The sequence below is a fragment of the Actinomadura madurae genome (genome assembly GCF_900115095.1).
Classification (GTDB): Bacteria; Actinomycetota; Actinomycetes; order Streptosporangiales; family Streptosporangiaceae; genus Spirillospora; species Spirillospora madurae.
Window position 1 is genome coordinate 428,424 of record NZ_FOVH01000004.1, and the last position, 25,777, is coordinate 454,200.

25 protein-coding genes are annotated in these 25,777 nt (G+C 72.2%); 11 read left to right on the plus strand and 14 right to left on the minus strand.

Going from position 1 to position 25,777, the window contains the following annotated elements; genetic code table 11:
• Positions 1 to 210 precede the first annotated feature (210 nt).
• Genes BM339_RS14685 through BM339_RS14700 form a run of 4 tightly spaced genes read left to right on the plus strand, consistent with a single transcriptional unit; the run spans position 211 to position 6,439 of the window.
• Entirely contained in the window at positions 211 to 1,440 is a 1,230-nt protein-coding gene (locus BM339_RS14685) for a hypothetical protein (protein ID WP_075021172.1), read from the plus strand.
• Positions 1,424 to 2,194 carry a hypothetical protein gene (locus BM339_RS14690; protein ID WP_075021173.1) on the plus strand — a complete coding sequence of 257 codons (771 nt, stop codon included), beginning with the start codon at positions 1,424 to 1,426 and terminating at the stop codon, positions 2,192 to 2,194. The genes BM339_RS14685 and BM339_RS14690 overlap by 17 nt, the downstream gene beginning before the upstream one ends.
• Before the next feature lie 24 nt (positions 2,195 to 2,218).
• On the plus strand, positions 2,219 to 4,276 hold the full coding sequence (locus BM339_RS14695; RefSeq protein WP_075021174.1) for a protein kinase domain-containing protein: 2,058 nt from the start codon (positions 2,219 to 2,221) through the stop codon (positions 4,274 to 4,276).
• A gap of 18 nt (positions 4,277 to 4,294) precedes the next feature.
• Positions 4,295 to 6,439 (plus strand): serine/threonine-protein kinase, encoded by a 2,145-nt coding sequence (locus BM339_RS14700; RefSeq protein WP_075021175.1) that lies wholly within the window; start codon positions 4,295 to 4,297, stop codon positions 6,437 to 6,439.
• 107 nt (positions 6,440 to 6,546) lie between these two features.
• On the opposite strand, the gene BM339_RS14705 is transcribed toward BM339_RS14700, so the two are convergent.
• Both BM339_RS14705 and BM339_RS14710 read right to left on the minus strand, forming a co-directional pair.
• Entirely contained in the window at positions 6,547 to 7,107 is a 561-nt protein-coding gene (locus BM339_RS14705; RefSeq protein WP_021594233.1) for an anthrone oxygenase family protein, read from the minus strand.
• A gap of 5 nt (positions 7,108 to 7,112) precedes the next feature.
• Entirely contained in the window at positions 7,113 to 7,940 is an 828-nt protein-coding gene (locus BM339_RS14710; RefSeq protein WP_021594234.1) for an NAD(P)H-binding protein, read from the minus strand.
• Between the two features lie 133 nt (positions 7,941 to 8,073).
• Here BM339_RS14710 and BM339_RS14715 point away from each other — a divergent pair, with 133 nt between their 5' ends.
• A complete protein-coding gene (locus BM339_RS14715; protein WP_083597633.1) occupies positions 8,074 to 8,976 on the plus strand; it encodes a LysR family transcriptional regulator in 903 nt (300 codons plus the stop codon).
• Here the strand turns inward: BM339_RS14715 and BM339_RS14720 are convergent.
• On the minus strand, positions 8,973 to 9,506 hold the full coding sequence (locus tag BM339_RS14720) for a hypothetical protein (protein WP_143118419.1): 534 nt from the start codon (positions 9,504 to 9,506) through the stop codon (positions 8,973 to 8,975). The two genes, BM339_RS14715 and BM339_RS14720, sit on opposite strands and share 4 nt — an antisense overlap.
• A 523-nt stretch (positions 9,507 to 10,029) precedes the next feature.
• On the opposite strand from BM339_RS14720, the gene BM339_RS14725 reads away from it, so the two are divergent.
• On the plus strand, positions 10,030 to 10,839 hold the full coding sequence (locus BM339_RS14725) for an IclR family transcriptional regulator (RefSeq protein WP_021594239.1): 810 nt from the start codon (positions 10,030 to 10,032) through the stop codon (positions 10,837 to 10,839).
• Positions 10,840 to 10,890: 51 nt separating this feature from the next.
• Here the strand turns inward: BM339_RS14725 and BM339_RS14730 are convergent, their stop codons facing one another.
• On the minus strand, positions 10,891 to 12,189 hold the full coding sequence (locus tag BM339_RS14730) for an MFS transporter (RefSeq protein ID WP_218163645.1): 1,299 nt from the start codon (positions 12,187 to 12,189) through the stop codon (positions 10,891 to 10,893).
• Between the two features lie 262 nt (positions 12,190 to 12,451).
• Between BM339_RS14730 and BM339_RS14735 the strand changes: the two genes are divergently transcribed.
• Genes BM339_RS14735 through BM339_RS14755 form a run of 5 tightly spaced genes read left to right on the plus strand, consistent with a single transcriptional unit; the run spans position 12,452 to position 16,804 of the window.
• Positions 12,452 to 13,342, plus strand: coding sequence for a DUF6282 family protein (locus BM339_RS14735; RefSeq protein WP_021594241.1), 891 nt, complete (start codon positions 12,452 to 12,454; stop codon positions 13,340 to 13,342).
• 15 nt (positions 13,343 to 13,357) lie between these two features.
• Positions 13,358 to 14,269, plus strand: a complete 912-nt coding sequence (locus BM339_RS14740) for a cupin domain-containing protein (RefSeq protein WP_075021178.1) — start codon at positions 13,358 to 13,360, stop codon at positions 14,267 to 14,269.
• On the plus strand, positions 14,266 to 15,051 hold the full coding sequence (locus tag BM339_RS14745) for an HpcH/HpaI aldolase family protein (protein WP_075021179.1): 786 nt from the start codon (positions 14,266 to 14,268) through the stop codon (positions 15,049 to 15,051). The genes BM339_RS14740 and BM339_RS14745 overlap by 4 nt, the downstream gene beginning before the upstream one ends.
• A gap of 2 nt (positions 15,052 to 15,053) precedes the next feature.
• Entirely contained in the window at positions 15,054 to 15,995 is a 942-nt protein-coding gene (gene kce, locus BM339_RS14750) for a 3,5-dioxohexanoate:acetyl-CoA acetone transferase (RefSeq protein WP_075021180.1), read from the plus strand.
• A 41-nt stretch (positions 15,996 to 16,036) separates the two neighbouring features.
• Entirely contained in the window at positions 16,037 to 16,804 is a 768-nt protein-coding gene (locus BM339_RS14755) for an SDR family NAD(P)-dependent oxidoreductase (protein WP_021594245.1), read from the plus strand.
• Positions 16,805 to 16,862: 58 nt separating this feature from the next.
• On the opposite strand, the gene BM339_RS14760 is transcribed toward BM339_RS14755, so the two are convergent.
• The 10 genes from BM339_RS14760 to BM339_RS14805 form a co-directional block, all read right to left on the minus strand.
• The gene (locus BM339_RS14760) at positions 16,863 to 17,651 is read right to left on the minus strand and encodes a carboxymuconolactone decarboxylase family protein (protein WP_021594246.1); all 789 of its coding nucleotides are present in this window, start codon (positions 17,649 to 17,651) and stop codon (positions 16,863 to 16,865) included.
• Positions 17,648 to 18,532, minus strand: coding sequence for an NAD(P)-dependent oxidoreductase (locus BM339_RS14765; RefSeq protein ID WP_075021181.1), 885 nt, complete (start codon positions 18,530 to 18,532; stop codon positions 17,648 to 17,650). Before BM339_RS14765 ends, BM339_RS14760 begins: the two co-directional genes overlap by 4 nt.
• A complete protein-coding gene (pcaC, locus tag BM339_RS14770; protein ID WP_021594248.1) occupies positions 18,525 to 18,926 on the minus strand; it encodes a 4-carboxymuconolactone decarboxylase in 402 nt (133 codons plus the stop codon). Before pcaC ends, BM339_RS14765 begins: the two co-directional genes overlap by 8 nt.
• Positions 18,923 to 19,336, minus strand: a complete 414-nt coding sequence (locus BM339_RS14775; RefSeq protein WP_021594249.1) for a cupin domain-containing protein — start codon at positions 19,334 to 19,336, stop codon at positions 18,923 to 18,925. The genes pcaC and BM339_RS14775 overlap by 4 nt, the downstream gene beginning before the upstream one ends.
• Complete coding sequence (locus BM339_RS14780) at positions 19,333 to 20,244, minus strand: NAD(P)-dependent oxidoreductase (RefSeq protein ID WP_021594250.1); 912 nt, start codon at positions 20,242 to 20,244, stop codon at positions 19,333 to 19,335. The genes BM339_RS14775 and BM339_RS14780 overlap by 4 nt, the downstream gene beginning before the upstream one ends.
• A complete protein-coding gene (locus BM339_RS14785) occupies positions 20,241 to 21,050 on the minus strand; it encodes an SDR family NAD(P)-dependent oxidoreductase (RefSeq protein ID WP_021594251.1) in 810 nt (269 codons plus the stop codon). Before BM339_RS14785 ends, BM339_RS14780 begins: the two co-directional genes overlap by 4 nt.
• A gap of 65 nt (positions 21,051 to 21,115) precedes the next feature.
• Complete coding sequence (locus BM339_RS14790; RefSeq protein ID WP_021594252.1) at positions 21,116 to 21,937, minus strand: N-acyl homoserine lactonase family protein; 822 nt, start codon at positions 21,935 to 21,937, stop codon at positions 21,116 to 21,118.
• Entirely contained in the window at positions 21,934 to 22,875 is a 942-nt protein-coding gene (locus BM339_RS14795) for a DUF6282 family protein (protein ID WP_021594253.1), read from the minus strand. Before BM339_RS14795 ends, BM339_RS14790 begins: the two co-directional genes overlap by 4 nt.
• Positions 22,872 to 24,014, minus strand: coding sequence for an ABC transporter ATP-binding protein (locus tag BM339_RS14800; RefSeq protein ID WP_075021182.1), 1,143 nt, complete (start codon positions 24,012 to 24,014; stop codon positions 22,872 to 22,874). Before BM339_RS14800 ends, BM339_RS14795 begins: the two co-directional genes overlap by 4 nt.
• A complete protein-coding gene (locus BM339_RS14805) occupies positions 24,011 to 25,777 on the minus strand; it encodes an ABC transporter permease subunit (protein WP_075021183.1) in 1,767 nt (588 codons plus the stop codon). The genes BM339_RS14800 and BM339_RS14805 overlap by 4 nt, the downstream gene beginning before the upstream one ends.

Here is a 25,777-nt window from a genome sequence, read left to right on the forward strand (position 1 = left end):
CGAAGAAGGCCGGTAAGCCAATCCACCCGTCACCCGGGCGACGGCGCCCGGTCCCGGCCCTAGGACGCCGCCGGGTCAGCGTGATCGGCACCGGCCTGGCGATCGCGTCCGGACCGCTGATGGTGCCGGTCTTCGGTGCGGTGATGCCGAGGAAGGCGGGCGCCGTATGGCCAGGGTGCGGTCGGCTGATGGATGATAATCTTGTATTCAATGCACGCAACAGAGCCGGTAGAAGCCTGCGTCGATGACGCGAACAGTATTCTGGTCGCGCCTTCGACACTGCACGATAATGACTCGCTCAGAGACTTCTTCGGGTCGACGATCACGCCAGGAGATCTTGCTTCCGGTTCGCTCGACCTCGCGCGGAAGACCGTCTACCTGTGCGGCGATGTGTCCGGGATCAGCGTCGGCCAGTTGCGTGCGGCGGCCCGGGTGTTCGTTATACGGGAGCTGTCGGACGGGTACTGCGAGGACGTCAACGAACCGTGGCCCCTTGTCGAGCTCGGCCAGGTTCCCATCCGGGTGCACGGCGTCGGCGTGTACTACCGGCGCTTCTTCGACCCCGGTGCCGATCACTTCAACCTGATCCGCACGGAGCACGCGTTCCAGTCCCTGACCGAGTCCACCAAGCCCGGAACGGCCCATCGCAGCGGTATCTACCTGACGCCCGTGACGCGGAACGGCGACGAACTGCATTTCCGCCTGCTCCGGTGCTCCACGAATCTCTCGGGGCCGACCGAAAGCTTCCGCCCGACCGACACGCATATCGTCGAGACTCTCAACCGCGAGGCCGCCGCCGTCTTCCGGAACCACGCGCCGCTGAATCACGTCCTCGCCCAGATCTACCACAACACCCCCGCCACGACCGAGCGCAGGCAGTCCAAGGCGAAGATCTCGGCCCATGCCGACAAGACCAAGGACATGCCCGCCAACGGCATCATGGCGTTCTGCACCTTCTATGACGGGCTCGACAAGCTGCGACCCCTGTCCGAAGACCCCTTCGACTACGGCGTGAAGAATGCCAGCGGGCTGACCAAGCTCCGCTTCCGGCTCAAAGATACGACTGAAAACCGCCTCGGGGATACCCTTCCCTCGCTATTCACCCTGACGCTTTACCCCGGCTCTGTGTTCTTCATGCCACTGTCCACCAACCGCCTGTACACGCATGAGATACGACCCTCGGCGTTGGACGCCGAATCGCTTCCGACCCGCCTGGGATACGTGGTGCGCTGCTCGAACGCTGAGGCCGTCCACAAGGGCGGCCACACGTTCCTCAAGCTGGACGGAGATCTGGTGCGACTGGAGCCGCCCACCCCGGCAGGCATGGACGAACTGCGCAGGCTCTACGCCGAAGAGAACAAGAGCTCGTCCTTCATCGATTACGGCGACGAGTTTCTCTTCAGCATGAACAAGGGAGACTACGTTGCCCCCCGAGCCTAGGATCTCGGATGAGATCCTCTCGTTCGTTCTGCCGACCGAGGAAAATCTCTTCGCAGAGCTGTCCGCGTCAGCCCGCTGGGAGGACGTCGGCAAAGGCCGGCGAGGCGCCACGCTCACCAAGGTCGACGAGGCGCAGGGCGTGCCTCTCGTGCGCACGACCACTCCATACAGCAGCCCCACACAGCGTTTCCGGCCGGTGCACGAAAGGCTCGCGCAACAGGTCCAAGAATGTGCAACGCTTCCGGTCGGCTTCAACAACGCTCTCATCGAGAGCTACACGAACGCTTACAGGACCATGGGCGGCCATTCCGACCAAGCCCTCGACCTGGCCGACGGGTCCTTCATCGCCGTCTTCTCCTGCTATCGGCATCCCGAAGCGGACCCGCTAAGGAAGCTGATCTTCGAATCGAAGGGGGCCGATGGCGAGAAGTTCGAGGTGACCCTCACCCACCACAGCATCGTCGCGTTCTCCGTCGACACGAACCGGCGGCTCAAGCACAAGATCGTGCTGGACACACCCGTCCGAACGACGGACAACGAATGGCTGGGTGTGACCCTCCGAACGTCACAGACCTTCCTCCGGTTCCGCGACGGACACGCATATCTCCCGCAAGGTGCGCGCCTCGTACTGGCCGACGAGGAGCAGCAGCGCGAGTTCTACCGGCTACGGCGCCGCGAGAACAATGAAACGGACTTCGTCTACCCCCCGCTGACGTACACCGTCAGCCAGAGCGACCTGATACCGCCCGCCTGAGGGCTGGTGTGCGTCATTGATGCCATGGAGCGGCTGACCCCGGAAGACCCGGTGCGCATCGGGCACCACGTGCTGGTCGCCCGGCTGGGGGCCGGCGGCATGGGGCGGGTCTATCTCGGTCGCACACCGGGCGGGACGCCGATCGCCATCAAGGTGATCCACGAGCATCTGGCGCGGGACCCGCGGTTCCGGGCGCGGTTCCGGCGAGAGGTCGCCAACGCCCGGTCGGTGAGCGGCGCGTTTACCGCACCCGTGCTGGAGGCCGATCCCGAGGCGTCCACGCCGTGGCTGGCCACGGCCTACCTGCCGGGTCTGTCGCTGCAGGAGGCGGTCCGGACGCACGGACCGTTCCCGGTGGAGGCGACGCTGGCGCTGGCGGCCGGGCTGGCGGAGGGGCTCGACTCCATCCACCGGGCGGGCGTGGTGCACCGCGACCTCAAGCCGTCCAACGTGCTGCTCAGCGGCGAGGGGCCGCGGATCATCGACTTCGGCATCGCCAGGGCGGCCGACGACCACGCGCTGACCCGTCCCGGCGGGGTCCTCGGCACGCCCGGCTACATGGCGCCCGAGCAGGCCGCCGGCCGGGAGGTCCGCCCGGCGGGCGACGTCTTCGCGCTGGGCGCGGTGCTGGGCTTCACCGTCCTCGGGCGCAGGGTGTTCGGCGACGGACCGCTCCCGGTCATGATCCATCGGGTGCTGCACGAGGACCCGGACCTGGACGGCATCCCCGACACGTTCCTGCGCGGCCTCGTCGCCGACTGCCTGGCCCGCAATCCCGCGCTGCGTCCCACGTCGGCGATGCTGCTCGACCGGCTGAGCTGGGCCGGCACGGCACCGGTGGGCGTCGGATGGCTGCCCGCGCCGCTGGCCGAGGCGGTACGGACCAGGCAGGCGCAGCCGCCGCCGGCCACCATGCCGCTGCCCCGCCGGGTCCGCCGGAGACGGCTGCTGGTCGCCGGCGGGATCGCGGCGGCGGGGGCGGCGGGCGCCGGGCTGGGCGAGTTGACCGCATGGCGGCGGTCCGGCACCGGGACGTCGCCGCGGACGCCGGAGACGCCCGCCGCCGCGGAAGGCGGACCGACGGGAGGCGGGCCGGCGAGCGGACGGGTGCGGTGGCGGCTGCGGGATTCGCGGACGGAGGCCGCACCCGTCATCGATGAGAGGACGGCGTACGCGGTGACCTCGACCGGCGACCTGGGAGGCGCCGAGGGGTGGATCCTCGCCGTCGACGTCCAGTCCGGGAAGCAGCGTTGGAAGCGGGGCATCAAGCGCTCCTCCGAACGGGTGGCGGTCGGGGGCGGGACGGTCGTCGCACTTGAGGCGGGTGGTCTGGACAACGCCGCACTCGGGGCGCGCTGGAAGCTCACGGCCTTCGACACCGCGGACGGGAAGAGACGGTGGTCGGCGTCCCTGGCCGCTCCGGTGCAGCCGCCGCTCGCGGCGGACGGGCTGGTGATCGTGGCAGGGGACGCGCTGATCGCGTTCGATCTCCGTACCGGAACCGAGCGGTGGCGGCGCTCGCTCGACTGGGTCGCGAGCCATCCGGTGATGACCGCCCGCGATGGGGCGCTCTGCGTCCTGACCAGGGAGGAGCTCCGGGTCCTCGAGACGGCGTCGGGCAGGACCGTGTGGCGCCGTCGTGTCCAGGGCCGGGCCGCGGCCTTGCAGGACACGGGCACGGTCTACGTCACCGACCTGGCGGACCGGCTCCATGCCGTACGGCAGGGCAAGGGCGGCTGGAGCGCCACCGCCGGGAAGGTCGTCAGGCCGCCCCTGGTGTACGGCGACACCGTCGTCGTCCAGGACCTGGCCGGGTTCGTGCGCGCGTTCGACCGGGGCACGGGACGGCAGCGGTTCGCCGTGCCCGTCCAGGCCGGCGGCTCCGAGACGGCGACGGCCCCGCCGGCCCGCGTCGGCGGCACGCTCTACGCGCCCGGCGGCGACACCGTCCACGCCGTCGACCTTGATCGCGGGCGCCTGGCGTGGCGCGTCCGCCTGGACGCCGAGGTCGAGGGGCTGGACGCGGTGGACGGGGCCGTCATCTGCTCGACCGGCGACCTCGTCGCCGTCACCGGCCCCTGACCATCCCGGAGGGAACCGATGGAGCCCCTGCGCCCCGGCGACCCGAGACGGCTCGCCCAGTTCGAGGTGCTCGCCAGGCTGGGCCGGGGCGGCATGGGCGAGGTCTTCCTCGGCACCTCGCCCGGCGGACGGCCGGTGGCCATCAAACTGATCCACCGCGAGCTCGCCGACGACCCCGGGTTCCGGGCCCGGTTCCGCCGCGAGACGGAGATCGCGCGAACGGTGAGCGGCGTCTTCACCGCCCCGGTGCTGCGCGCCGACCCCGACGCGGAACGGCCCTGGCTGGCCACGGCCTACCTGCCCGGCCTCTCCCTGGAGGAGGCGGTCGGGTCGCACGGTCCGCTGCCGCCGGCCGCCGTCCGGGGACTCGCGGTGGGGCTGGCGGAGGCGGTCCGGTCGATCCACCGGGCGGGGGTCGTCCACCGCGATCTCAAGCCGGCCAACGTGCTGCTCGGCCCGGACGGCGCGCGGGTGATCGACTTCGGCATCGCGCGGGCGGCCGACTCCGCCGCGATCACGCAGAGCGGCGAGGTGATCGGCTCGCCGGGCTACCTGGCGCCCGAGCACATCGCGCACGGCACGGCGGGACCCGCCTCCGACGTGTTCTCCCTCGGAGCCGTGCTGGTCTTCGCCTGCACCGGGACCGGCCCGTTCGGCGACGGGTCCGTCCACCGGATCCTGCACCGCACGGTGCACGAGCCGCCTCGGTTGGAGGCGGTGCCCGACCCCGTGCTGCGCGACATCGCCGCCGCCTGCCTGGCCAAGGATCCCGCCGAGCGGCCCGCCCCCGACCAGGTGACCGAGCGGCTGACCGACGCCGCGACCATGGACCTGCACGGCACGCGGTGGCTGCCGCACCAGGTGGTCGCCGCGATCGGCGCCCGGGGCCGGGAACCGGTACCGCCGCCGCTGCCGGTCCACCGCCGCCGGCGGATACCGCGCCGGGTGCTGGTCGCCGGCGGGGCGGTCGGCGCGGTGGCCGCGTTCCTCGCGATCGACGACATGCGCACCAGGCCCGCCACCCCACCGGGACCGGTGCGCTGGATGGTGCGGCTACCAGGAGGTCGAGTGCGCAGGGAGCACGGCCTGGTGATCGTCGACGGGATGCTGCTCGTCGTCGGCGGGACCGCGTTCGCCGCCGTGGACCCCCGCGCCGGACGGGTCAGGTGGAGCGTCCCCGACGTCCTCACCGACACCGTGGAGGGTCTGGCGTGGTCGGCGGACCGGCTGTTCCTGCGGCTCGCGGACGGCCGGCTGGCCGCGTACGACCTCGCCACCGGCCGGGAGGCGTGGTCGCACCGGCTCGGCCTGACCTCCTCCAGCCCGCCTCCGGCGGTGGCAGGAGGCGCGGTGTGCGTACCGGTCCCCGGCGAGGACAAGCTGACGGCCTTCGACGCCCGGACCGGCCGGGCCCGGTGGAGCCACGGCCGCCTGTCGGCGCACGGGCCGGTCGCGTCCGGACGGACGGTGTGCCATCCGGACGCCGATGACCTGCTGGTGGGCATCGACGCCGTGACCGGCCGCCGCCGGTGGTCCGCCGAGCTTTCGCGGCCCCCGGTCATGCCCCTCCAGAAGGCCGGGGATCTGATCTTGGCGGTCACCGGCGCGCCCGGGACACGGTCGCACACGGTGCTCGCGTTCACCGCCGCGGACGGCAGGCCGCGCTGGCAGGCGGAGCACGCCGCTCCCGCCTCCGAACACGGCATGCTGACGCTGGCCGACGACAGGACGGTCTACATGGTGTGGTCGGCCGGGGTGCTGCACGCGCTCGACCGCCGCACCGGGCGGCTCCGCTGGACGTACCCTCTCGGCGCGGTGCGCGACTCCGTCGACCCGCCCCCCATGATCGTCGCCCCGGGACGGCTCTTCGTGAACACGCGCAACGGCCTGCTCGTCGCCGTGGACACCGCCGGCGGCCGCGGCCTGTGGCGGCAGCGGCTGCATCCCGACAGCCACGGCGGGCCCGTGCTCGCGGACGGGCTGCTGCACATCGGCGACCGGGGCCTGTCCTCGTTCGACCCGGCGACCGGTCGGCTGGTGAGGCGGATAGGTGCCGACCACCGGTCCCGGCCGATCCACCCCGAGAACCTGTGCGCCTCGGGCGGCACCCTCTACCACGCCAACATCCACGGCGAACTCCTGGCCACCCCCACACGCTCCTAGCCGAACCCCGGCCGATCGCGCAGGGCCAGGGCGCCCTGCGCTGGACGGCCGTCGGCCACGGCGGGGGGCCGGGAGGCCGTCCGCCGTGGCCGGGGTGGGGCGGGCGATCAGCGGGGGGCGGTCGCCGCCGGGGCCGGTGGTCGCTCGTCCGCCGCGGGGGCGGCGGCGCTGGACCGGGCGGGCGTGTACACGACGAGCGCCCAGGCGAGGCAGGTGAACGCGGCGGTGTGGACGAGCGTGCGGATGATGTTCCACGTCACCCATCGGTCCTCGAAGTTCCGGCGGGTCTCGGCCAGGTCGGCGATGCGGGCGGGGTCCCCGGCCCGGTCGAGCCGGTCGTTGAGCGGGATGTTGATGCCCTGCGTGATCAGGTACGCGACCACGTAGAGCGCGAGCCCGGCGAGGATCCACGGCAGCGCGGGCCGGCCGTGGCCGCGCCAGGCGAGGACGACCGCCGTCGCGATGAGGGGCAGCGAGCCGAGGAAGGGGATCAGGAACCAGGGGTTGATGATCGCCCGGTTGATGTTCTGCATCCCCTCGACGAGGGTGCGGTCGGACGAGCGGCCGAAGCCGGGCATCACCGAGCAGGCGTAGGTGAACATCAGCCCGGCGACCAGGCCGCTGCTGAGGGTGGCCAAGAGCAGGGTGATGGACTGGAGCGTCTTCATCGGGGTCACCTCGCGTTCCAGACGCCGGTGGCGGCGGCGTCGCGCACGTAGTCGGAGAAGTCGCGGGCCGGGCGGCCGAGGACCCGCTGGACGCCGTCGCACACGTAGGCGTTGCGGCCGTCGAGCACGGTGGTGAACAGGTAGGTCAGCAGGCCGACGAGATCGTCGGGGACGCCGTCGGAGGCCAGGCCCGCGGCGAAGTCGTCCGCCGGGATCCGGTGGTAGCCGAGGGAGCGGCCGGTGGCGCCGGCGATGGCGGCGACGGCCTCGGCGAACGTCAGCAGCCGGGGCCCGGTCAGCTCGTAGATCTGGCCGAGGTGCCCGTCCTCGGTGAGGACGGCCGCCGCGGCGTCGGCGATGTCGTCGACGTCGACGAACGGCTCGCCCACGTCGCCGGCGGGCAGGGACAGGTCACCGGCCGCGAGGGCGTCCACCAGGTAGCCCTCGCTGAAGTTCTGGGCGAACCAGCTGCAGCGCAGGACCGTCCAGTCCGCGCCGGAGTCCGCGAGCACCTTCTCGCTGGCCTGGGCCTCCTCCTCGCCGCGGCCGGACAGCAGCACGAGCCGCCGGGTCCCCGACCGCAGCGCCGCCTCGGCGAACGATCCGATGGCCTCGGGCGCCCCGGGCGCCGCCAGGTCCGGGAAGTACGACAGGTACGCCGCGGTGACGCCCTCCAGCGCGGGCTCCCAGGTGTCCTGGTCCGCCCAGTCGAAGGGCACCCCGCCGGACCGGGATCCCACCCGCACCGGCCGGTCCCGGGCGGTCAGCCGCTGGACGACGCGCCGGCCGGTCTTGCCGGTGCCGCCGGTGACGAGGGTCATGTGGTCGGTCATCTCGCTGCTCCTTGGTCCGAGTGCCGCGGCCTCCTTCGGGCCGCACCTCAACGGTCGCCGGGGGCCGGGTTGGCAACAATGAGCGGCTCTGCAAGGGTCGTTAACCGAGGGGTTCACGATCGGAGGCCCGGGCGTGGAGCAGCGCGACATCGAGATCTTTCTGACGCTCGCCGAGGAGCTGCATTTCGGTCGCACCGCCGAACGCCTGCACGTGTCCACCGCCCGGGTCAGCCAGACGATCAAGAAGCTGGAGCGCAGGATCGGCGCCGCGCTGTTCGAGCGGACCAGCCGCCGGGTCGTGCCGACCCCGATCGGACGGCGCCTGGAGGAGGACCTGCGGCCCGCCTACCAGCAGATCCTCGACGGCATCGACAGGGCGGTCGCGGCCGGCCGCGGGATCGAGGGGGTGCTGCGCGTCGGCTTCGTCGGCACGGTGGTCGGCCGGCTCCTGCAGCAGGCGGCCACGCGGTTCCACGCGCGCCATCCGGGGTGCGAGGTGCGGATCGCGGACGTGCGCTACAGCGATTTCCTCGACCTGCTCCGCGCCGACGAGCTCGACCTCGTCCTGGTTCCGGTCAAGGTCGACGAGCCCGACATCGCGTGCGGCCCCGTGCTCTTCCGCGAGCCCGTCGTCCTCGCGGTCTCGGCCCGGCACCGGCTCGCCCGGAGAGCGTCGGTCTCGCTGGAGGACCTCGGGACCGAGGAGGTGCTGTCGCCGCGCGGTCTTCCCGCCTACATGAACGAGAGTTTGATACCCCGCCGCACGCCCGGCGGCAGGCCCACCCGGCACGGCCAGGAGTTCAGCACCGTCCAGGAGATGCTCTCCCTGATCGGCGCGGGGCTGGGCGTCTTCCCGGTGCCCGCCCATGCGAGCAAGTACGACACGCGCCCCGACATCGCCTACCTGCCGATCGACGACGGCCCGCCCAGGGAGCGCCGGTTCATCTGGCGCGCCACGGCCGAGACGAACCGGATCCGCGCCTTCACCCAGGCCACCGCCGACGCCATCGCCGCGGAGGGGAACCTCACTCTTTAGGGCACGGGGCGCTTCGGTGCTGTGAGGGCACGCCAGATGCCGACGGCCGACAGCACGCCCACGATGGCCAGGACGATCAGGGCCAGGGCGAGGCGTCCGCTCCCGGGACCGGTGACGAATCGGATCTCGTCAGGGTCGTCCTTGGAGATGGAGACCCAGACCGTCTCGCCCACGGCATAGCGCGGCCGGTCCCTGTCGGCCTTGTTCGCACGCGGGCTCGGCCTGTGGACGACGTCGCGCGTTCCCGCCGGGCAGGCGACCCGGTAATCCTGCCGAAGCCACAGCTCGTTCGTCGGCTTCAGCGCCGACACCCGGCACGACTCGACCCGTTCCGCCCGCGCCGGCGTGATGTTGCCGAGCAGGATCAGGAAGGGGAACCCCGCGACGAGGGCGAGCACGATCATGGCCGTCCCGCCGCCGCCACGCCGTCGGGCGTCCAGCCGGACCAGGCCGATGGCCGCGCAGACGAAGAATCCCAATCCCGCCGCGGCCACCGGCCACCGCCACCAGCCCGCCGTGTCCTCTGTCACCAGTAGGAGGAGCAACACGAGAGGGAGCCCCACCCACCCGGCCGAAACCCACGACCAGTTCTTGCCTTCGGCGGTTCGCAAAGGCACCTCCGATTCTCAGATTCCTCTGCGTGCATTCCGGCCGCACCGGCGCCGGCGACCGGCTGCGCCGGGCCGATCACCGAGGCTACAGAGCCGCTCACGAGTACTCCCGGCCCTTGGACGGTGATGAGGCCGGCCGACATCACGCCCAGTCCTTGCGCCCTGAAGTGATCGGGAACCGTGCGGACGAACGTCCCGTTCACCTGCATCCGGTAGCCGGTCGCCAGCGCGCCGCTGGCGGCGAACAGCAGAGTCGACACGACCAGGCCGGCGCGGATACCGCCGGGTGCCGGCGGTCCTGGCCTACCTCGACGCCTGACCCGTGCGGGGCGGCGAGGGAGCGTCCGGCGCTGAGCCGCCCGGCTTCTGAGGTAGCCTGACAGCCGTGCTCCTGTCGTGAGCATGGCTGTCAGGCCCTCGATCACCGTCCGGCGGAGGCTCCGTGACCAAATCGACGCGGTCGCCGGACGGCGCTCGCGCGGACCGAGGCGACCAGGCGGACATCCAGGCCGTGAGCCGGGTCAGCCAGATCCTGTCGCTGTTCGATCCGGCCACGCCGGAGCTGACCGCCGGCGAGGTCGCCGAGCGGCTCGGCCTCAACCGCACCACCGCGTACCGCTACTGCACGTCGCTCGTCGCGGCCGGGCTGCTCGAACGCGGCCCCGAGGGCGGCGGCTACTCGCCCGGCGGCCTGCTGCTCCAGCTCGGCGCCTTCGCCATCGGCCACCGCCGCGTCATCAACCTCGCCCCGCGCCACATGCAGGCGCTCGCGCGCGCCACGCGGTGCAGCTCTGTGCTCAGCCTCTGGGGGCTCACCGGGCCGGTGGTCTCCCGGGTCGAGGAGAACATCTCCACCGCCGTCATCGTGTCCGTGCGGGTCGGCAGCCATCTGCCGCTCGACGCGGCGCAGAGCAAGGTCTTCCTGGCCTACCACGGCGATCAGCTGTCCATGGAGCGGCTCATGGCGAACCTGCCCGGCCCGGTGCGCGAGGAGCTGCGCGCCGACGTCGAGCGGGTCCGCGCCGTCGGCCACTGCTCCGCGATGAGCACCCCCGGCATCGTCGCGGTGGCGGCGCCCGTGTTCGACGAGTACGGCATCTGCGCCACCATGGCCATCATCGGCCCGGACAACACCCTGTCGATGTCCGACGACGCCCCCGAGCTTCGCGTCGTCGTCGACACCGCCCGCGAGCTCACCCGCGAGCTCGGCGGGCACTACCGGCCCGACGACGTCGACCAGCGCGCGATGTAGCGCGGCGGCGGGGCGCCCGCACGCCACCGCCGCCGCAGTCTCTCTCCCCGGTCAGCGCAGGGCCGGGACCGTGCTGTCGTCGGTCATGTCGACGTCCTTGGTCTCCGGGCCGAGGAAGCCGCCGAGGCTGATCAGCGCTCCGGCGAGCACGATCAGGACGGCCGGGGCGAGGTGCCCCGGCATGAAGTCGTCGAGCTGCCGCAGGTAGAACTGGTAGAACGCGGGGATGACGATGGCGAGGCTGTAGCCGACGCCGTACCCGGTGGACCGGATGCTCGCCGGGAACCGCTCGGTCAGGTACGCCGCGATCGGGCCGAACGTGCCGACGGTGAAGACGCCGATCAGGACGGCCCAGCCGAGCACCGCGCCGAACCCGCTGTTCATGGCCATCATCAGGGTGTAGGCGCCGGCGCCGATCGTCAGGACCGTCATGCCGTAGCCGATGTAGAACCGCCGCCGCCCGATCCGCTGGGACAGCACGCCGAGGAACGGGTAGGCCACCGCGGCCGACGCGTTGATCACGAGCATCGTCACCGTGACCTCCTTGCTCGACAGGTCGAGGTGCGACTTGAGCTGCGCGGGCGTCACGGCGGCCTCCATGTTGGTCGCCAGCCACGTGCCGGTCATCAGGATGAACACCTGCGCCAGGGCCCTGGGGTAGCGCACCACCAGCCGCACGAACGGCATCTTGTGCCGCTCGCCGCTGCGCTCCGTGGGCGGCTCGTGCACCTGCTTGAGGTAGTAGCGGAACAGCACGGCCGCCAGCAGCGCGCCGATCACGAACGGGATCCGCCAGCCCCACTGCACGTAGCTGCTGTGCAGCCCGGCGGGCGGCAGCAGTTGCAGGAGCAGCAGCGTGATCGCGGCGATCACGGCGTACGCCCAGGGGGAGGTCGAGGTGATGAGGGAGGCGTAGAGCCCGCGCTTGTGCTTCGGGCACCATTCCATCGCCAGCGGTACCGCGGTGGTGTACTCGCCGCCGAGGAAGATCCCGTCGATGAAGCGGAGGAAGATCAGCAGGCCGATCGACCAGGCCCCGATCGTCTCGTGGCCCGGCAGGCAGGCGATCAGCAGGGTGGTGATGCCGAAGCCGCCGACCGCGACCAGCGTGGTGACCTTGCGCCCGACCGTGTCGGCGAAGTGTCCGAAGACGAGCGCGCCGAGCGGGCGGCCGACGAGGGTCGAGGCGAACACCAGCGACGACAGCAGGGCCGTCGTGCTCGCGCTCAGGGACGCCGACTGGAAGTAGATCGTCGCGGGCGCCAGCACCACGATCGGCAGGTAGATGTCGAACTGGTCGACGAAGTAGGCGAGCGCCCCGCCGCGTACGGCGGCGCGCACCTTATCCATGTCCGGGCCGTGCGACGAGTGCGCCTGGCCCGCTGCCGCCGGCCGCGGCGCTTCTGCGTGGGACGGTGTGGACATCGCGTCCTCCGGTCTGTGCTGGCGGCTGCCCGGGGTTCGTTAGCCGCGACAGAACTCTGAACCTTGAGTTCACAAAGTGAACATGTAGCACCGTAAACGTGTGATCTGGACAACACAAGCACTTGAAGCAGGATGTTTGGCCTCGTATATTGAACAGCAACTTCAAAATACGAACGAAGGTGGCCAGATGAGCCCACGTCCCGCCATCGCCTCCGTCCTGGACGGGCTGGTCGACATGCACGTCCACTCCGGGCCCAGCCCGTTCCCGCGCCGCTTCGACCACGTCGAGGCCGCCCAGGACGGCGCCCGGATCGGCCTGCGCGCCATGGTGGCGAAATCCCACCACCACAACACCCAGATGGACGTCCTGGCGATGAAGGGGCGGCTGGCCGAGGTCGCCGCCTCCGTCTACGGGGGCATCGCGCTGAACAGCACCGTCGGCGGGCTCAACGTACACGCCGTGCGCATGTGCCTGCGCATGGGCGGCAAGGTCGTCTGGTTCCCGACCATCTCCTCGGGCCGGCACATCGAGTGCCACCCCGAGGACGGGGCGTTCCCGACCACCACCGTGCCGCTGACCCTGGAGCGCATCGACATCGTCGACGAGGACGGTGCGCTGAAGCCCGAAGTGATCGAGATCCTGGACGAGATCAAGGAGCAGGAGGCCGTCCTCAACGGCGGCCACATGTACCCCGAGTACATCCGCACCCTGTTCCAGGCCGCGCGGGAGCGCGGCATGAAGCGGATGGTCGTCAGCCACCCCGACTTCGTGATCGGCGCCGAGCCCGGGCTGTGCCGCGAGCTCGTCGACCTCGGCGCGTTCGTCGAGCACGAGATCGGCATGTACGACCCCGAGGGGAACATGGCGTGGGACCCCGAGCGGCTGATGACCTGGATCGAGACGCTCGGCCCCGAGCACACGGTGCTGTCCTCGGACTTCGGCCAGGCGGCCAACCCGAAGCCGGTGGACGCGTGGATGCGGGTGGCCGGCGCGCTGCTCGACCTCGGGCTGCCGGAGAAGGACCTGCGCCGCATGGTCCGCGACAACCCCGCCCACCTGCTCAACCTCGACGACTGACGGAAGGGACCCACCATGGCATACGGGAAAGACGACCCCCGCTCCTCGCTCGCGACGGCGACGGCATCGCGGCCGGACAGCGGCGCCCCCATCGCGGCTCCGCAGTACTTCGACTTCCGCAAGCTCGCCTCACCGGACGCCGCGTCACCGGACGAGCGGACCGCGATCGTCCGCGGCCAGAACGTCGTGCTCGTGCACACCTTCGCGCGCGCGGGAGACGAGCTCGGCAACGGAACGCTCGACGGTGAGCTCGTCGTGCTGGCCATCGGCGACTCGCCCGCCTTCTCGGTGATCACCGACGACGGCGCCACCAAGATCGACGAGCCCGGTCTGGTGGTGGTGCCGCCCGGCACCTCGCGGCTCGCCGTGGAGGGCGACGGCCCGCTCATCCGCCTGGTCGAGGCCACCGAGCCCGACTGGCGGGACCGGCCCGCCAACGCGGACTCCTACGTGGAGGACCACCCGCGCGTCGCGCTGCTGGAGCGCTGGCCGGAGCCCCCCGCCGGGCCGGCGGTGCGGTTCTACCGGCTGTCGGAGGTGCCGAACGAGGCGGGCCGGTTCGGCCGCATCTTCCGGACCCGCTCGTTCATGGTGAACTTCCTGCCCGAGATCGACGGTCCGCGCGACCCCCACAAGCTCTCCCCGCACACCCACGACGACTTCGAGCAGCTCTCGCTGGCCGTGCAGGGCGAGTACGTCCACCACATCCGCACCCCGTGGCTGCCCGACAGCACCGGGTGGCGCGAGGACGACCATGTGCGGATCGGCAGCCCGTCCGTCGCGATCATCCCGCCGCCCACCGTGCACACCTCCGCGGCCGCCAGCCCCGACCGGAACCAGCTGATCGACATCTTCAGCCCGCCGCGCGCCGACTTCTCCGCCAAGCCGGGCTGGGTGCTCAACGCCGACGACTACCCGATGCCGTGACCGGGACGCGACGCACCGGCGCCGGGCTGTTCGCCGCGGACCGGGCCGGCACACCGCTCGGCACCTGGCTGAAGATCGCCTCCACCGAGCCGTCCGAGATCATGGCGTACTGCGGGTTCGACTTCGTCGTGATCGACCTGGAGCACGCGCCGCTCGACCTGACGATGGCGTACCGGCTGATCAACTCGGCCGCCGCGCTCGGCGTGGTGCCCCTGGTCCGGGTGCCGGACGGGACCCCGTCCACGATCCAGAAGATCCTCGACGCGGGCGCCATGGGCATCCTCGTGCCGCACGTCGACACCGTCGAGCAGGCCGAGGCCGTCGGGAAGGCGTGCCGGTTCCCGCCGCACGGTACCCGCGGCGCGGGCGGCACCAGCCGGGCCGGGGCGTGGGGGCTGCGCCCCGCGACCGACTACCGGGCCGTCGGGAACGACGACGTGCTGTGCATCCCGCAGCTCGAGAGCGTCGACGCCGTCAAGGCCGCGCCGGAGATCCTCGCGCTCGACTCGGTCGACGCGGTGTTCGTCGGCGCCGCGGACCTCTCGCTGTCGATGGGGTCCACCCCGGCCTCGCCCGAGGTGAAGGACCTGATCGGCTCGGCGCTCGACGCCGCGCACGCCGCGGGCAAGCGCTGCGGGCTGGCGTTCGGCGGCGTGCCCGAGCGGGCGGCGCAGGCGGCGCGCGACGGGTGCGACTTCGTCGTGCTCAGCAACGACGCCTCGATGCTGGCGGAGGCCGCGCGGGGGCTGGTCACGACGTTCCGGGAAGCGGAAGGGAGCTGACGATGCGGGCCGCCGAGAAGGTCATCATCACCACGGCGGTGACGGGATCGGTGAACGTGCCGTCCCAGAGCCCCCATCTCCCGCTGTCCGCCGACCAGGTGGCCGACGCCGCGCTGGAGGCGATCGAGGCCGGTTCGGCCATCGTGCACCTGCACGCCCGGCGGCCGGACGGGCGGCCGGCGTTCGAGGTCGAGGTCTTCGAGAAGATCATCGAGCGCATCACCGCGCACGGCGACGCCGTCCTCAACATCACCACCGGCGGCTCGACGCAGATGACGATGGAGCAGCGGCTGGCCGCCGCCCTCCATTTCCGGCCCGAGCTGGCGTCGCTGAACATGGGCTCGATGAACTTCGTGTTCTCGGGGATCGCCGACCGGGTGAAGGAGTGGAAGCACGACTGGGAGAAGCCCTACGTGCTCAACACCTACTCGCACCCGTTCGTCAACACCTTCGACAAGATCGAGCACACCCTGCGGACGCTCGGCGAGCACGGCACCCGGTTCGAGTTCGAGTGCTACGACATCGGGCACCTGTACACGCTCAAGTACTTCCTCGACAAGGGGCTCGCCAAGCCGCCGCTGCTGATCCAGGGCGTCTTCGGCATCCTGGGCGGCATCGGCGCCGACCACGAGAACCTTGAGCACATGGTGCGGATCGCCGACAAGCTCTTCGGTGACGACTACTCCTTCTCCGCCTTCGCCGCCGGCCGCGACCAGATGCAGTTCGCCACCCACAGCGCGTGGCTCGGCGGCCACGTGCGGGTGGGCCTCGAAGACAGCCTGTGGATCGGCCGGGGACGCCTCGCGGAGAGCAACGCCCAGCAGGTGACGAAGATCCGGGGCGTCATCGAAGACCTGGGCAAGGAGATCGCCACACCCGACGACGCCCGGAAGATGCTCGCCCTCCGCGGCGTCGACGGCGGCGACGCGAGCACGACCCCATGAGTACGCCCATGGAACGAGACCAGGAAAGGGCCCACTGACCCATGCCAGCCACCACAGAACCACCGCTCGCCGGCAAGACCGTCCTCATCGTCGGGGCGAGCACGGGGATCGGGGCCGCCACCGCGCGCCTCCTCGCCGCGGACGGCGCCGCCCTCATGCTCGTCGCGCGCAGCAAGGCGCCGCTCGCCGAACTCACCGAGGAGCTCACCTCGGACGGGCACGACGTCGCCTACACGACCGGCGACGTCTCGGACCCGTCGGACGTCGCCGCGTTCGTCGACGCCACCGTCGCGCGGTTCGGCCGGCTCGACGGGGCGTTCAACAACGCCGCGATTCCCGGGAGCGGGCGGCTCGACGCGGTCACCGAAGAGGACTTCGACCGGATCATGGCCGTCAACGTGAAGGGCACGTGGCTGTGCCTCCGCGAGGAGATCCGGGTCATGGAGGCGCAGGGCTCCGGCTCGATCGTCAACATGAGCAGCATCGGCGGCCTGCGCGGCAGCTCCGGTTCAGGCGCCTACCAGGCCACCAAGCACGCGGTCATCGGCCTGACCCGCACCGCCGCCCACGACTTCGGGCCGCTCGGCGTCCGGGTGAACGTGCTGGCCCCCGGCCCGATCGAGAGCGCGATGCTCGACCATCTGCGGCAGCGGATCCCCGGCGGTGTGGAGGCCCGGATCGCCGCCACGCCGCTGCGCAAGGCGGGGACGGGAGCGGAGGTCGGCGCGACCGTGTCGTTCCTGCTGAGCGACCGGGCGAGCCACCTCAGCGGGGTCATCCTGCCGGTCGATGGAGGGTTCCTCACCTGAGCGTTCCGGCGCCGGGCGGCCCGGCGCCGGAACGCTCACGAGCCCGGCCCCGGCCCGTTCACCGCCCGCAGGTGGCGGCGCCGGGGCTTCCCGCCTTCTCGGCCAGGGCCTTGTCCAGGAGGGGCGCCGCGGTCGTCGCGGCGTGGATGCCCACCACGCTGGCGATCTCCAGGACCTCCATGATCTCCTCCGCGGTGGCGCCGTGGCGCAGCGCGTTGCGCATGTGGAGCTTGAGGCCCGGCTGGTACAGGTGGGTGGCCGAGGCGTCGAAGGCCACGTAGACGAGTTCCTTGGTCTTCGGCGGGAGGGTGCCCGTCGTCCAGGGGACCGACGAGAAGTCCAGGTAGGCGCCGAAGAGTTCGGGGTCGAGTTCCAGCAGGCCGTCCCAGAACGGGTGCCAGTAGCCGCGGTTGGCGACGAACTCGGCCTTGAGACGCTCGCGCTCCGCGTCCAGGGGGGCGGGCTCGGTGCGGAGCCCCTCCTCTTCGAGGACCTCCAGAAGGAGGGGGACGCCGATGTTGCAGGCGTGGATGCCGAGGGTGCTGGTCAGCTCCAGCACCTCCATGATCTCCGCGCCCGTCGCGCCCTGTTCCAGGGCGGCGCGGATGTGCTGGAGGATGCCGGGCTCGTACAGGTGGGTCGCCGCGGCGTCCACGGCGATGTAGACGAACTCCTTCGTCTTGGCGTCCAGGTGGTTCTTGCGCCACGGCACGGCCGAGAAGTTCAGGTACGCCTTGAGGAACCCGGGGTCGTGGCGCAGCATGCTCTCCCACGGCGGCCCCCACGTGCCGCGCACGCGGATGAACTCGGCCTTGATCTCCTCCTGGTCGGGGGTGAGGACGGTCATCGTTGCTCTCCGTTCCGTAGCCAGCGCACGATCTCGGTGTGGTCGGCGTCGCCCGGCAGCTCGCGCGCCGCCTCGGCCCACAGGTCCACGGCCGCCGCGCCGAGCCGGGCGGGGCGGCCGGACGCGGCGGCGAGCCCGACCGCCGTCCGCATGTCCTTGAGCATCAGGCCGAGGCCGAAGCCGGAGTCGAACCCGCCCGGGAGCACGTGGGCCGGCCACTTGACCTGGGTGGATCCGCTGCGGCCGCTGGACCCGTTGACGGCCTCCAGCATCACCTCGTAGTCGAGCCCGAACGCGTGCCCGGCCTCCAGCGCCTCCGAGGAGACGAGGAGGTGCGCCGCGGACATCAGGTTGTTGAGCGCCTTGAGGGCGTGTCCGGCGGCCACGGGGCCGACGTGCAGGACCTTCCCGCCCAGCGCCTCCAGCAGGGGCCGGACCCGCTCGACGGGCTCCGGGTCGCCCCCGGCCATGATGGTGAGCGTCCCGTTCCGGGCGCCCGCCACACCGCCGGAGACGGGCGCGTCGACCAGCGCCGCGCCCCGCTCCCCGATGCCGGGGGCGAGCGCCCGGGTCCGGACCGGGTCGGAGGAACCCATGTCGACCAGGACGGTGCCGGGGGCGAGTGCGTCGCGCAGCCCGCCGTCCAGCACCGCCTCGACGACATCGGACGTCGGCAGCATCAGCACCACCGCGTCCGCCCCCTCGGCGGCCGCCGCCGCGGTGGGGACCGGGACCGCCCCCGGCAGCTCGTCCAGCACGGTCAGGGACGCCGCGTCGGCGTCGTGGCCGCGCACCGCGTACCCGGCGCGTGCGAGCCGGCCCGCCATCGGGGCGCCCATGTTGCCGAGCCCGACGAAACCGACCGTTCCGCGGTCACCCATCGGCGCGCAGCTCGGTCAGGACCCGCTCGGCGACGCGGAACGCCTCCAGCGCGGCGGGCGCGCCGCAGTAGATCATCGCCTGGAGCAGGCACTCGCGGATCTCGTCGTCGGTGACGCCGTTGTTCACCGCGCCCCGCACGTGCACCCCGAGCTCGTGGTTGCGGCCGAGCGCGGTCAGCATGACGATGTTCAGCATGCTGCGGGTGCGGCGCTCCAGGCCGGGCCTGGTCCAGATCTCGCCCCAGCAGTACTCGGTCAGCAGTTCCTGGATGGGACGGCCGAAGTCGCTCGCCGTCGACATCGCGCGGTCCACGTGCTCCGCGCCGAGCACCTCCCGGCGGGCCCGCATCCCCCGCTCGTACCGGCTCTCCTGGCTGTTCACGTCAAGGGTCATCGTTGCTCCTCCGGGATGGTCTGCGGGCGGGCGGCCCCGTACTCCTCGTCGGTGACGGGCCGGTCCCAGTGGGTCGTGCCGAGCGAGGTCGCGAGGTGCAGCAGGTAGCCGTCCGGCCCGGCGCCGTGCCAGTGGGTCTCGCCGGGCGGCACCCAGACCAGGTCGCCCGGGCCGAGCGGCTCGGGCGCCTCGCCGAGCGCGCACACCCACCCGGAACCGGCCGTGACCTGGAGGATCTGCCCGTTCTCGTGGTGGTGCCAGTGGGTGCGCGCGCCGGGGGCGAAGAACACGTTGTTGACGACGACGCCGTCGGTGGACGGCAGGACGGGGTCGGCCCAGACCTCGCCGGTGAACGTCGACGACCTCCGCTCGGACGCGCCCGCGGAGGCTCGCCCGCGCACGATCCTCATCGGGCGGCCTCCTCGCCGTCGTGGACCCGGATGCCGCCGGCGACGTCGCCCAGCGCGTCCACCACCCGGTTGCTGATCTGGTCGGCGTAGCCGAGGTTGTTGGACAGCCCGAACGTCGCCAGCGGCCCGGCGGCGTTGAGCGTCGGGACGCCGAGCGCGCGGGCGCGTTCGACGTACAGGACGATGTCCTTCATCATCAGCGCGCCGGTGAGGCCGCCCTCCAGGTAGTCGCCCCGGATGATGTGCGGGAACCGCTCGCGGGTCGCGAAGTTCTGCCCGCTCCCCGCGTTGAGGACCGCGAGCAGCCGCCCCGGGTCCAGGCCGGCCGCCCGCCCCGCGACCATCACCTCGGCGGTGGCCGCGAGGGAGACGGCGTTGAGGAAGTTGTTGAGCAGCTTCGCGGTGTGCCCGGCCCCGCTGTCCCCCATGACGAAGACCTTCGCGGCGAACAGGTCGAACAGCCAGTACAGCGCGCCGACCGCGTCGGCGGAGCCGCCGACCATCAGCGTCAGCGCGCCCCGCTCGGCGGCCGCGGCGCCGCCGGTGACGCCCGCGTCCAGGAACGTCACGCCCCGCTCGCGGAGCGCGGCGTGCAGCCAGACGGTCGATTCCGGCGCGGCCGTGCTCAGATCGACCACGACCTGGCCGGGACGGCACGCGCCGAGCAGGCCGCCCGCCCCCATGACGACGGCCTCGACCGCCTTGCTGTCCGGCAGGGACAGCAGGATCGTGTCGCTGCCCTCGGCCACGCCGGCCGCCGACCCCGCCGGGTCGGCGCCCGCCGCGGCGACCTTCCCGGGGTCGCTGTCATGGCCGAGGACGCGGTGGCCACGCTCGATGATGCGGCGCGCGATGCGCCCGCCCATGTTGCCGAGGCCGACGAAACCGACCGGGCGCTTCTCGGTCACGCCGTCTCCTCGGGACGCCAGGCTCCCGCGCCACCGGACGGACGGACGGTGTTGACCATCGCGGCGCCGCCGTCGACCGACACCACCTCGCCGGTGATGTACGCCGCGTCGTCCCCGAGCAGGAACGCCACCACCCCGGCGATCTCCTCGGGGGTGCCGACCCGCCGCAGCGGCGTGGTCGTCCCACGCTGCTCCAGGTTCTTCCCGGCGCCGGCCACCCCGGTGAACAGCCCGGTCGGGACGAGGCCGGGCGCGACGGCGTTGACGCGCACCCCCCGTGACCCCCCGAACATGGCGGCGCCGTACGTCAGCCCGATCACGCCGTGCTTGCTGGCCTGGTAGGGCAGCAGGTCGGCGCTGCCGCGCAGGCCCCCGATCGACGAGGTCAGCACGATCGCGCCCCCGTTGCCCTGGGACTCGTAGCAGCGGAACGCGGTCCGCAGCCCGAGGAAGGGGCCGCGCAGGTTCACGGACGTGACCCGGTCGAAGTCGTCGACCGTGAGGTCGGTCAGCCGGTCCAGCGTGCCGAGGATCCCGGCGTTCAGGTGGTACAGGTCGATCCGGCCGAACCTGTCCAGCGCCTGCTCGGCGTAGCGCTCGACGTCGGCCTCCTTGGAGACGTCGGCGGCGATGGCCAGGCTCTCGGTCGGCAGGGACTCGGCGGTCTGCTTCGCCGCGTCGCCGTTCACGTCGACCACGACGACCCGGGCCCCCTGGCCGGCGAGCCGGCGGGCGGTGGCCGCGCCGATCCCGCTCCCGCCGCCGGTGACGAGGGCGACCTTGTCCTCCAGCGTGTTGTGCGCCAACTTCGTGCTCCTCTCGTGACGGCCGGCCGTGTCAGCCGACCGATCCAGTCAGCCGACCGTTTCGGTCAGCCGACGCGGACGGCGTGGCCGCCGGTGCCCTCCAGCACCGGGAACCGCCGCATCACCTCGGGGTCGTGTCCGGGGACCAGGACGTGACCGGGCCGTCCGGCCAGGTCGCGCAGCAGGTCGAAGCCCCGGTACATCGCGGGGAGGTCCGCGACGAACGCGAACGGCCGGTCCAGGTCCAGTTCCTCGTAGTAGTGCAGGGCGTCGGACGCGAGGACGGTCCGCCCCGACGCCGTGGTCACCAGGACGATCAGCTGTCCGGGCGTGTGCCCGCCCACCGGGACGACCTCGATGCCCGGCGCCACCGTCCGCGGCCCGTCCAGGAGCGTCATCCGGCCCTGCCGGGCGACCTCGGCCAGGTGGGCGGTCTCGGCCTCCTCGACGGAGTGGGCGAACTGCGCGCGGCGGCGCATCGGGCCCGTCCAGAACTCGAACTCGCCGCGGGCGAGCATGACCTCGGACCGGTCGAACGCGGCGAGGTTGCCGATGTGGTCGTAGTGGGCGTGCGTCACGATCACCGGCGGCGCGGCGTCCGGGGAGGCCCCGAGCGCCGCCAGGGCCGCGACCGGCTCGGTCAGCGTGGTGCGCGCCCGGCGGGCGCCGCCTTCGGGGCCGAACCCGGTGTCCACGACCACGGTCCGCCGGTCGTTGCGGACCACCCAGCAGTAGTAGTCCATGTCGAGCGGCGAGTCCGGCTCACCGTGGATGTGGTGGTTGAGGTAGATCTCCGCGCGGGTCCCGGTGCGCGTCCCGTACCGCAGGGCCACGACCTCGTAGACGCCGTCCCCGGTGCCGGGCGGGTCCGGTGCCCGTGCGCTCATGGCAGCAGCAGCCCTCCGGCGTTGCCGCCGACCAGCCGGGTGATGTCGGACTCCGGGAGGCCCGCGTCGAGCAGGCCCCGCACGGCCCGGCGGAACAGAGTGACCGGCAGCGGGTTCACCTTCTGCCCCGAGTCCGACGAGATCACCGTGCGCTCCACCCCGGCGGCCTTGATGAACGCCTCCAGCTCGCCGATGTCGCGGCGGCGGTCGGGGCGTCCGAAGTACATGACCGCGCAGTGCTCGATGTGCACGCCCTGCCGGGCCCACGCGGCGGCCTGCTCGATGGACGCGCCGACGACGAAGCAGGGGTGGTTCACGACGATCCGCTGGACGCCCTCCTCCAGCGCGGCGTCGATGAGCGCCTGCGCCTCGCCGACGCCGAGGTGCCCGCAGGTCAGCACGGCGTCCTCGGCGGCGATCACGCCGAGGATGTCGCGCACCTCCGGCAGCACGGCCCCGGCCTCGTCCACGATCGAGATCGGCTCGTTGTCGCGGAGCTCGACCTCGGGCGTGGGGAACCCGGTGTTGTGCTCGGCGTGGTGGTCGATGTGGGCGTGCGAGGCGAGGGTCGGGAACCACACCATGCGGCCCCCCATGCGCAGCGCCAGCTCCACCGCGTAGGGGTTGAGGCCGCCGACCGTCCGGTTCAGGGCGATCCCGCCGCGCACCTCGACGGGCAGGTCGTCGAGCCCGGCGGGGCCGAGCGCGAGGATGTCGGTGACCATGCTGTGGTGGTGCGACTTGGCGACGATGGCGCGGAAGCCGGCTCCGGCGGCGTCGCGGGCGGCGTCCAGAATGCTCATCCGGCGCGGGAACGGGCTCGGGCCGGGATGCTGGTGCAGGTCCACCGCCCCGACGAGCAGCGCGTCGGCCTCGTCGTCGGGGTCGTGCCGGTCCCCGTCGAGGTCGGGGTCGATCAGCGCGGGATCAGCGATCACGTGTCGGTCCTCATCTCTTGGTCGATCTGGGAGGCGGCGGGCCCGTCGGTCACCAGCACCTGGTCGTCCGGGCTCCAGTGCGCCGCCACGGAAGCGCCCGGGTCCGGCAGGCCGGCGGTCCCGCCTGCGCCCTGGGACAGGACGGCGGAGCCCTCGGTGCCGTCCCGGAATTCCAGCCGGACGCGCTGGTATGTGCCGTGGAAGGTGACCTCGATGACGGTCGCCTCGGCCCGGTTCGCTCCCGACGGGACGGCGGACGGTTCGGTCGCGAGGCCCACCCGCTCGGGCCGCACGACCAGCAGCCGGTCGTCGGGGCCGGCGCCGGGGCCCTCGGCAGCGAAGCCCCACTTGCGGTCGCCCCACACGTAGACGTCGCCGGTGAGCCGTCCGGCGAAGATGTTCGACTCGCCGAGGAAGGTCGCGACGAACCGGGTGCCGGGCCGGTTGTACAGCTCGGCGGGGCCGTCGAGGCGCTCGATCCGGCCGCGGTTGAACACCGCGATCCGGTCGGAGAGCACCATCGCCTCCTCCTGGTCGTGCGTGACGAACACGAACGTCAGCTTCAGCTCGTCGTGGATGCGCTTGATCTCGTGCTGGAGCGTCTGGCGCAGCCTCCGGTCGAGCGCGCTGAGCGGCTCGTCCAGCAGCAGGACGCTCGGGGAGTACACGACGGCGCGGGCCAGCGCGACGCGCTGCTGCTGCCCGCCGGACAGCTCGTTGGGACGCCGCCCGGCGAGACCGCCGAGGTCGACGAGGTCGAGCGCGTCGCCCACCCGCCGCTGCGTCTCCCGCCTGCCCACGCCGCGCTCCCGCAGCGGGAACGCCACGTTCTGCTCGACGGTCATGTGCGGGAACAGGGCGTAGTTCTGGAACACCATGCCGAACCCGCGGCGATGCGGCGGCAGGCCGGAGATGTCGCGGCCGTGCAGCCGGATCTCCCCCGACGTCGCCTCGGTGAACCCGGCGATCATGTTGAGGGTCGTCGTCTTGCCCGACCCGCTGGGGCCGAGCAGGGTGACGAACTCGCCGGGGGCGACGTCGATCCCCACATGGTCGACCACCAGCGGTCCGCGGGGCGCGAAGCGCTTGCACAGGTCGACCAGCTCGATCCGGCCTCCGCCGGACTCCTGCGACTTCATCGGGGATCACCCGCCTTTCCGGTGCCGTCTGCCTTTCCGGTGCCGCCCGCCTTCGCGGCTCCGCGGCGGGCGCCCGCCACCTGGGCGAGCAGGATCGGAACGCTCACGCCGACGACCATGACGCTGGAGGCGGCGGAGATCGTGGGGTCGATCTGGAGGGCCACGCTGTTGAACATCTGCACCGGCAGGGTGATCGCGGCGGGGCCCTGGAGGAACAGCGCGACGACCACCTCGTCCAGCGAGCTCACGAAGGCCAGCACGGCGCCGGAGGCGACGCCGGGCATCGCCAGCGGGAGGGTGACGCGGCGGAAGACCGACCAGGGCCGCGCGCCCATCCCGGCGGCGGCGTCCGCCAGCCGGGGGTCCATGCCGCGCAGCCGGGTGAAGACGGCGATCACCACGAACGGGAGCGCGAGCGCGGTGTGCGCCAGGATGATCCCGATCAGCTTGCCGTTCAGCCCCATCCGGAGGAAGACGCTGAAGACCACGAGCGCGATGAGGATGTGCGGCACGGTGAGCGGGGACAGCAGGAACCCGTTCGCCGCGCCGCGCACCCGCTCGGGCGCCCGGGTCAGCCCGACCGCGGCCGCGGTGCCGAGGACGGTGGCCAGCACCGCGGTGATCACCGCGACCTGGAGCGAGTTGAGGATGGAGGCCGTCCACTCCGGTGAGGTGAACAACCGCTCGTACCACCGGACCGACCAGCCCTGCGGCGGGAACTGGAAGGTCTGCCCGGAGGAGAAGCTCATCGGGATGACCACGAGGCTGGGCGCGACCAGGAACAGCCCGGCGACGGCCGTGTAGGCCCGCAGCCACGGGGCCCGCACGGATTCCGACGCCCCGGAGGCGCCGCCCGCGGTGGCCACCGCCTGGGAGAGGCCGCCCGCGCCGCGCCCGGCGAGCAGCCGGCTGACGCCCAGCACCGCCAGCGCGACGACCAGCAGGAACATGCCCATCGCCCCGGCGCCGCCGAAGTCGAGCAGCTCACGCGCCTGGGTGTTGATGACCTGGGCGATCAGCGCGCTCTGCGGCGAGCCGAGCAGCGCCGGCGTGACGTAGAAGCCGAGCGCGAGCACGAACACCAGCGACGCCCCGGCCACCACGCCCGGCAGCGACAGCGGAACGTAGACCTTGCGGAAGGCCGACACCCGTCCCGCCCCGAGGCCCTGCGCGGCCTTCACCAGCCGCCGGTCGATCTGCTGCATCCTGCTGTACATCGGCAGGACCATGAACGGCAGCATCACCTGGGTCATCGAGATGGCGACGCCCGTGTTGGTGCCCAGCAGCACGGTGTCGCCGAAACCGAACGGGGCCAGCAGGTACTTCTGGATCACCCCGTCGTTCTGCATCAGCACCAGCCACGCGAAGTTGCGGGCCAGCATGCTCGTCCAGAACGGGACGAGCACCACCGTGACCAGGACGGCGCGGGCGGTGGGGCCCACGATCGTCATCGCGTACGCGTAGGGGTAGGCCAGGACCATCCCCACGAAGGTCACCACCAGCGCGGTCAGCACCGTCCGGCCGAGCACCCGCAGCGTGTACCCGTCGGTGAACAGCGACGTGTAGTTGTCGATCCCGAACGTGGGGTCGGTGAAGCTCTGCCACGCCACGTTGATCAGCGGCAGGGCGAACAGGACCGTCAGCGCCACCAGCGCCGGCAGCAGGAGCAGCACCGCGCTGCGGCGGTCGCGCCTGGTGGGCGGGGCCGGTCCCCCCGCCGGAGCGGCGTCCGGCGGGGAGGGCGCGCGGGTCGGGGCGGCCAT

What these genes read in the sequence shown, in the direction of transcription:
- pcaC (WP_021594248.1), bottom strand. Translation starts at nt 18,926, where the DNA reads ATGACCCTTGACGTGAACAGCCAGGAGAGCCGGTACGAGCGGGGGATG.
- BM339_RS14700 (WP_075021175.1), top strand. Translation starts at nt 4,295, where the DNA reads ATGGAGCCCCTGCGCCCCGGCGACCCGAGACGGCTCGCCCAGTTCGAG.
- BM339_RS14735 (WP_021594241.1), top strand. Translation starts at nt 12,452, where the DNA reads ATGAGCCCACGTCCCGCCATCGCCTCCGTCCTGGACGGGCTGGTCGAC.
- BM339_RS14740 (WP_075021178.1), top strand. Translation starts at nt 13,358, where the DNA reads ATGGCATACGGGAAAGACGACCCCCGCTCCTCGCTCGCGACGGCGACG.
- BM339_RS14790 (WP_021594252.1), bottom strand. Translation starts at nt 21,937, where the DNA reads ATGAGCGCACGGGCACCGGACCCGCCCGGCACCGGGGACGGCGTCTAC.
- BM339_RS14765 (WP_075021181.1), bottom strand. Translation starts at nt 18,532, where the DNA reads ATGGGTGACCGCGGAACGGTCGGTTTCGTCGGGCTCGGCAACATGGGC.
- BM339_RS14775 (WP_021594249.1), bottom strand. Translation starts at nt 19,336, where the DNA reads ATGAGGATCGTGCGCGGGCGAGCCTCCGCGGGCGCGTCCGAGCGGAGG.
- BM339_RS14695 (WP_075021174.1), top strand. Translation starts at nt 2,219, where the DNA reads ATGGAGCGGCTGACCCCGGAAGACCCGGTGCGCATCGGGCACCACGTG.
- BM339_RS14760 (WP_021594246.1), bottom strand. Translation starts at nt 17,651, where the DNA reads ATGACCGTCCTCACCCCCGACCAGGAGGAGATCAAGGCCGAGTTCATC.
- BM339_RS14685 (WP_075021172.1), top strand. Translation starts at nt 211, where the DNA reads ATGCACGCAACAGAGCCGGTAGAAGCCTGCGTCGATGACGCGAACAGT.
- BM339_RS14730 (WP_218163645.1), bottom strand. Translation starts at nt 12,189, where the DNA reads ATGGATAAGGTGCGCGCCGCCGTACGCGGCGGGGCGCTCGCCTACTTC.
- BM339_RS14705 (WP_021594233.1), bottom strand. Translation starts at nt 7,107, where the DNA reads ATGAAGACGCTCCAGTCCATCACCCTGCTCTTGGCCACCCTCAGCAGC.
- kce (WP_075021180.1), top strand. Translation starts at nt 15,054, where the DNA reads ATGCGGGCCGCCGAGAAGGTCATCATCACCACGGCGGTGACGGGATCG.
- BM339_RS14805 (WP_075021183.1), bottom strand. Translation starts at nt 25,777, where the DNA reads ATGGCCGCCCCGACCCGCGCGCCCTCCCCGCCGGACGCCGCTCCGGCG.
- BM339_RS14755 (WP_021594245.1), top strand. Translation starts at nt 16,037, where the DNA reads ATGCCAGCCACCACAGAACCACCGCTCGCCGGCAAGACCGTCCTCATC.
- BM339_RS14710 (WP_021594234.1), bottom strand. Translation starts at nt 7,940, where the DNA reads ATGACCGACCACATGACCCTCGTCACCGGCGGCACCGGCAAGACCGGC.
- BM339_RS14800 (WP_075021182.1), bottom strand. Translation starts at nt 24,014, where the DNA reads ATGAAGTCGCAGGAGTCCGGCGGAGGCCGGATCGAGCTGGTCGACCTG.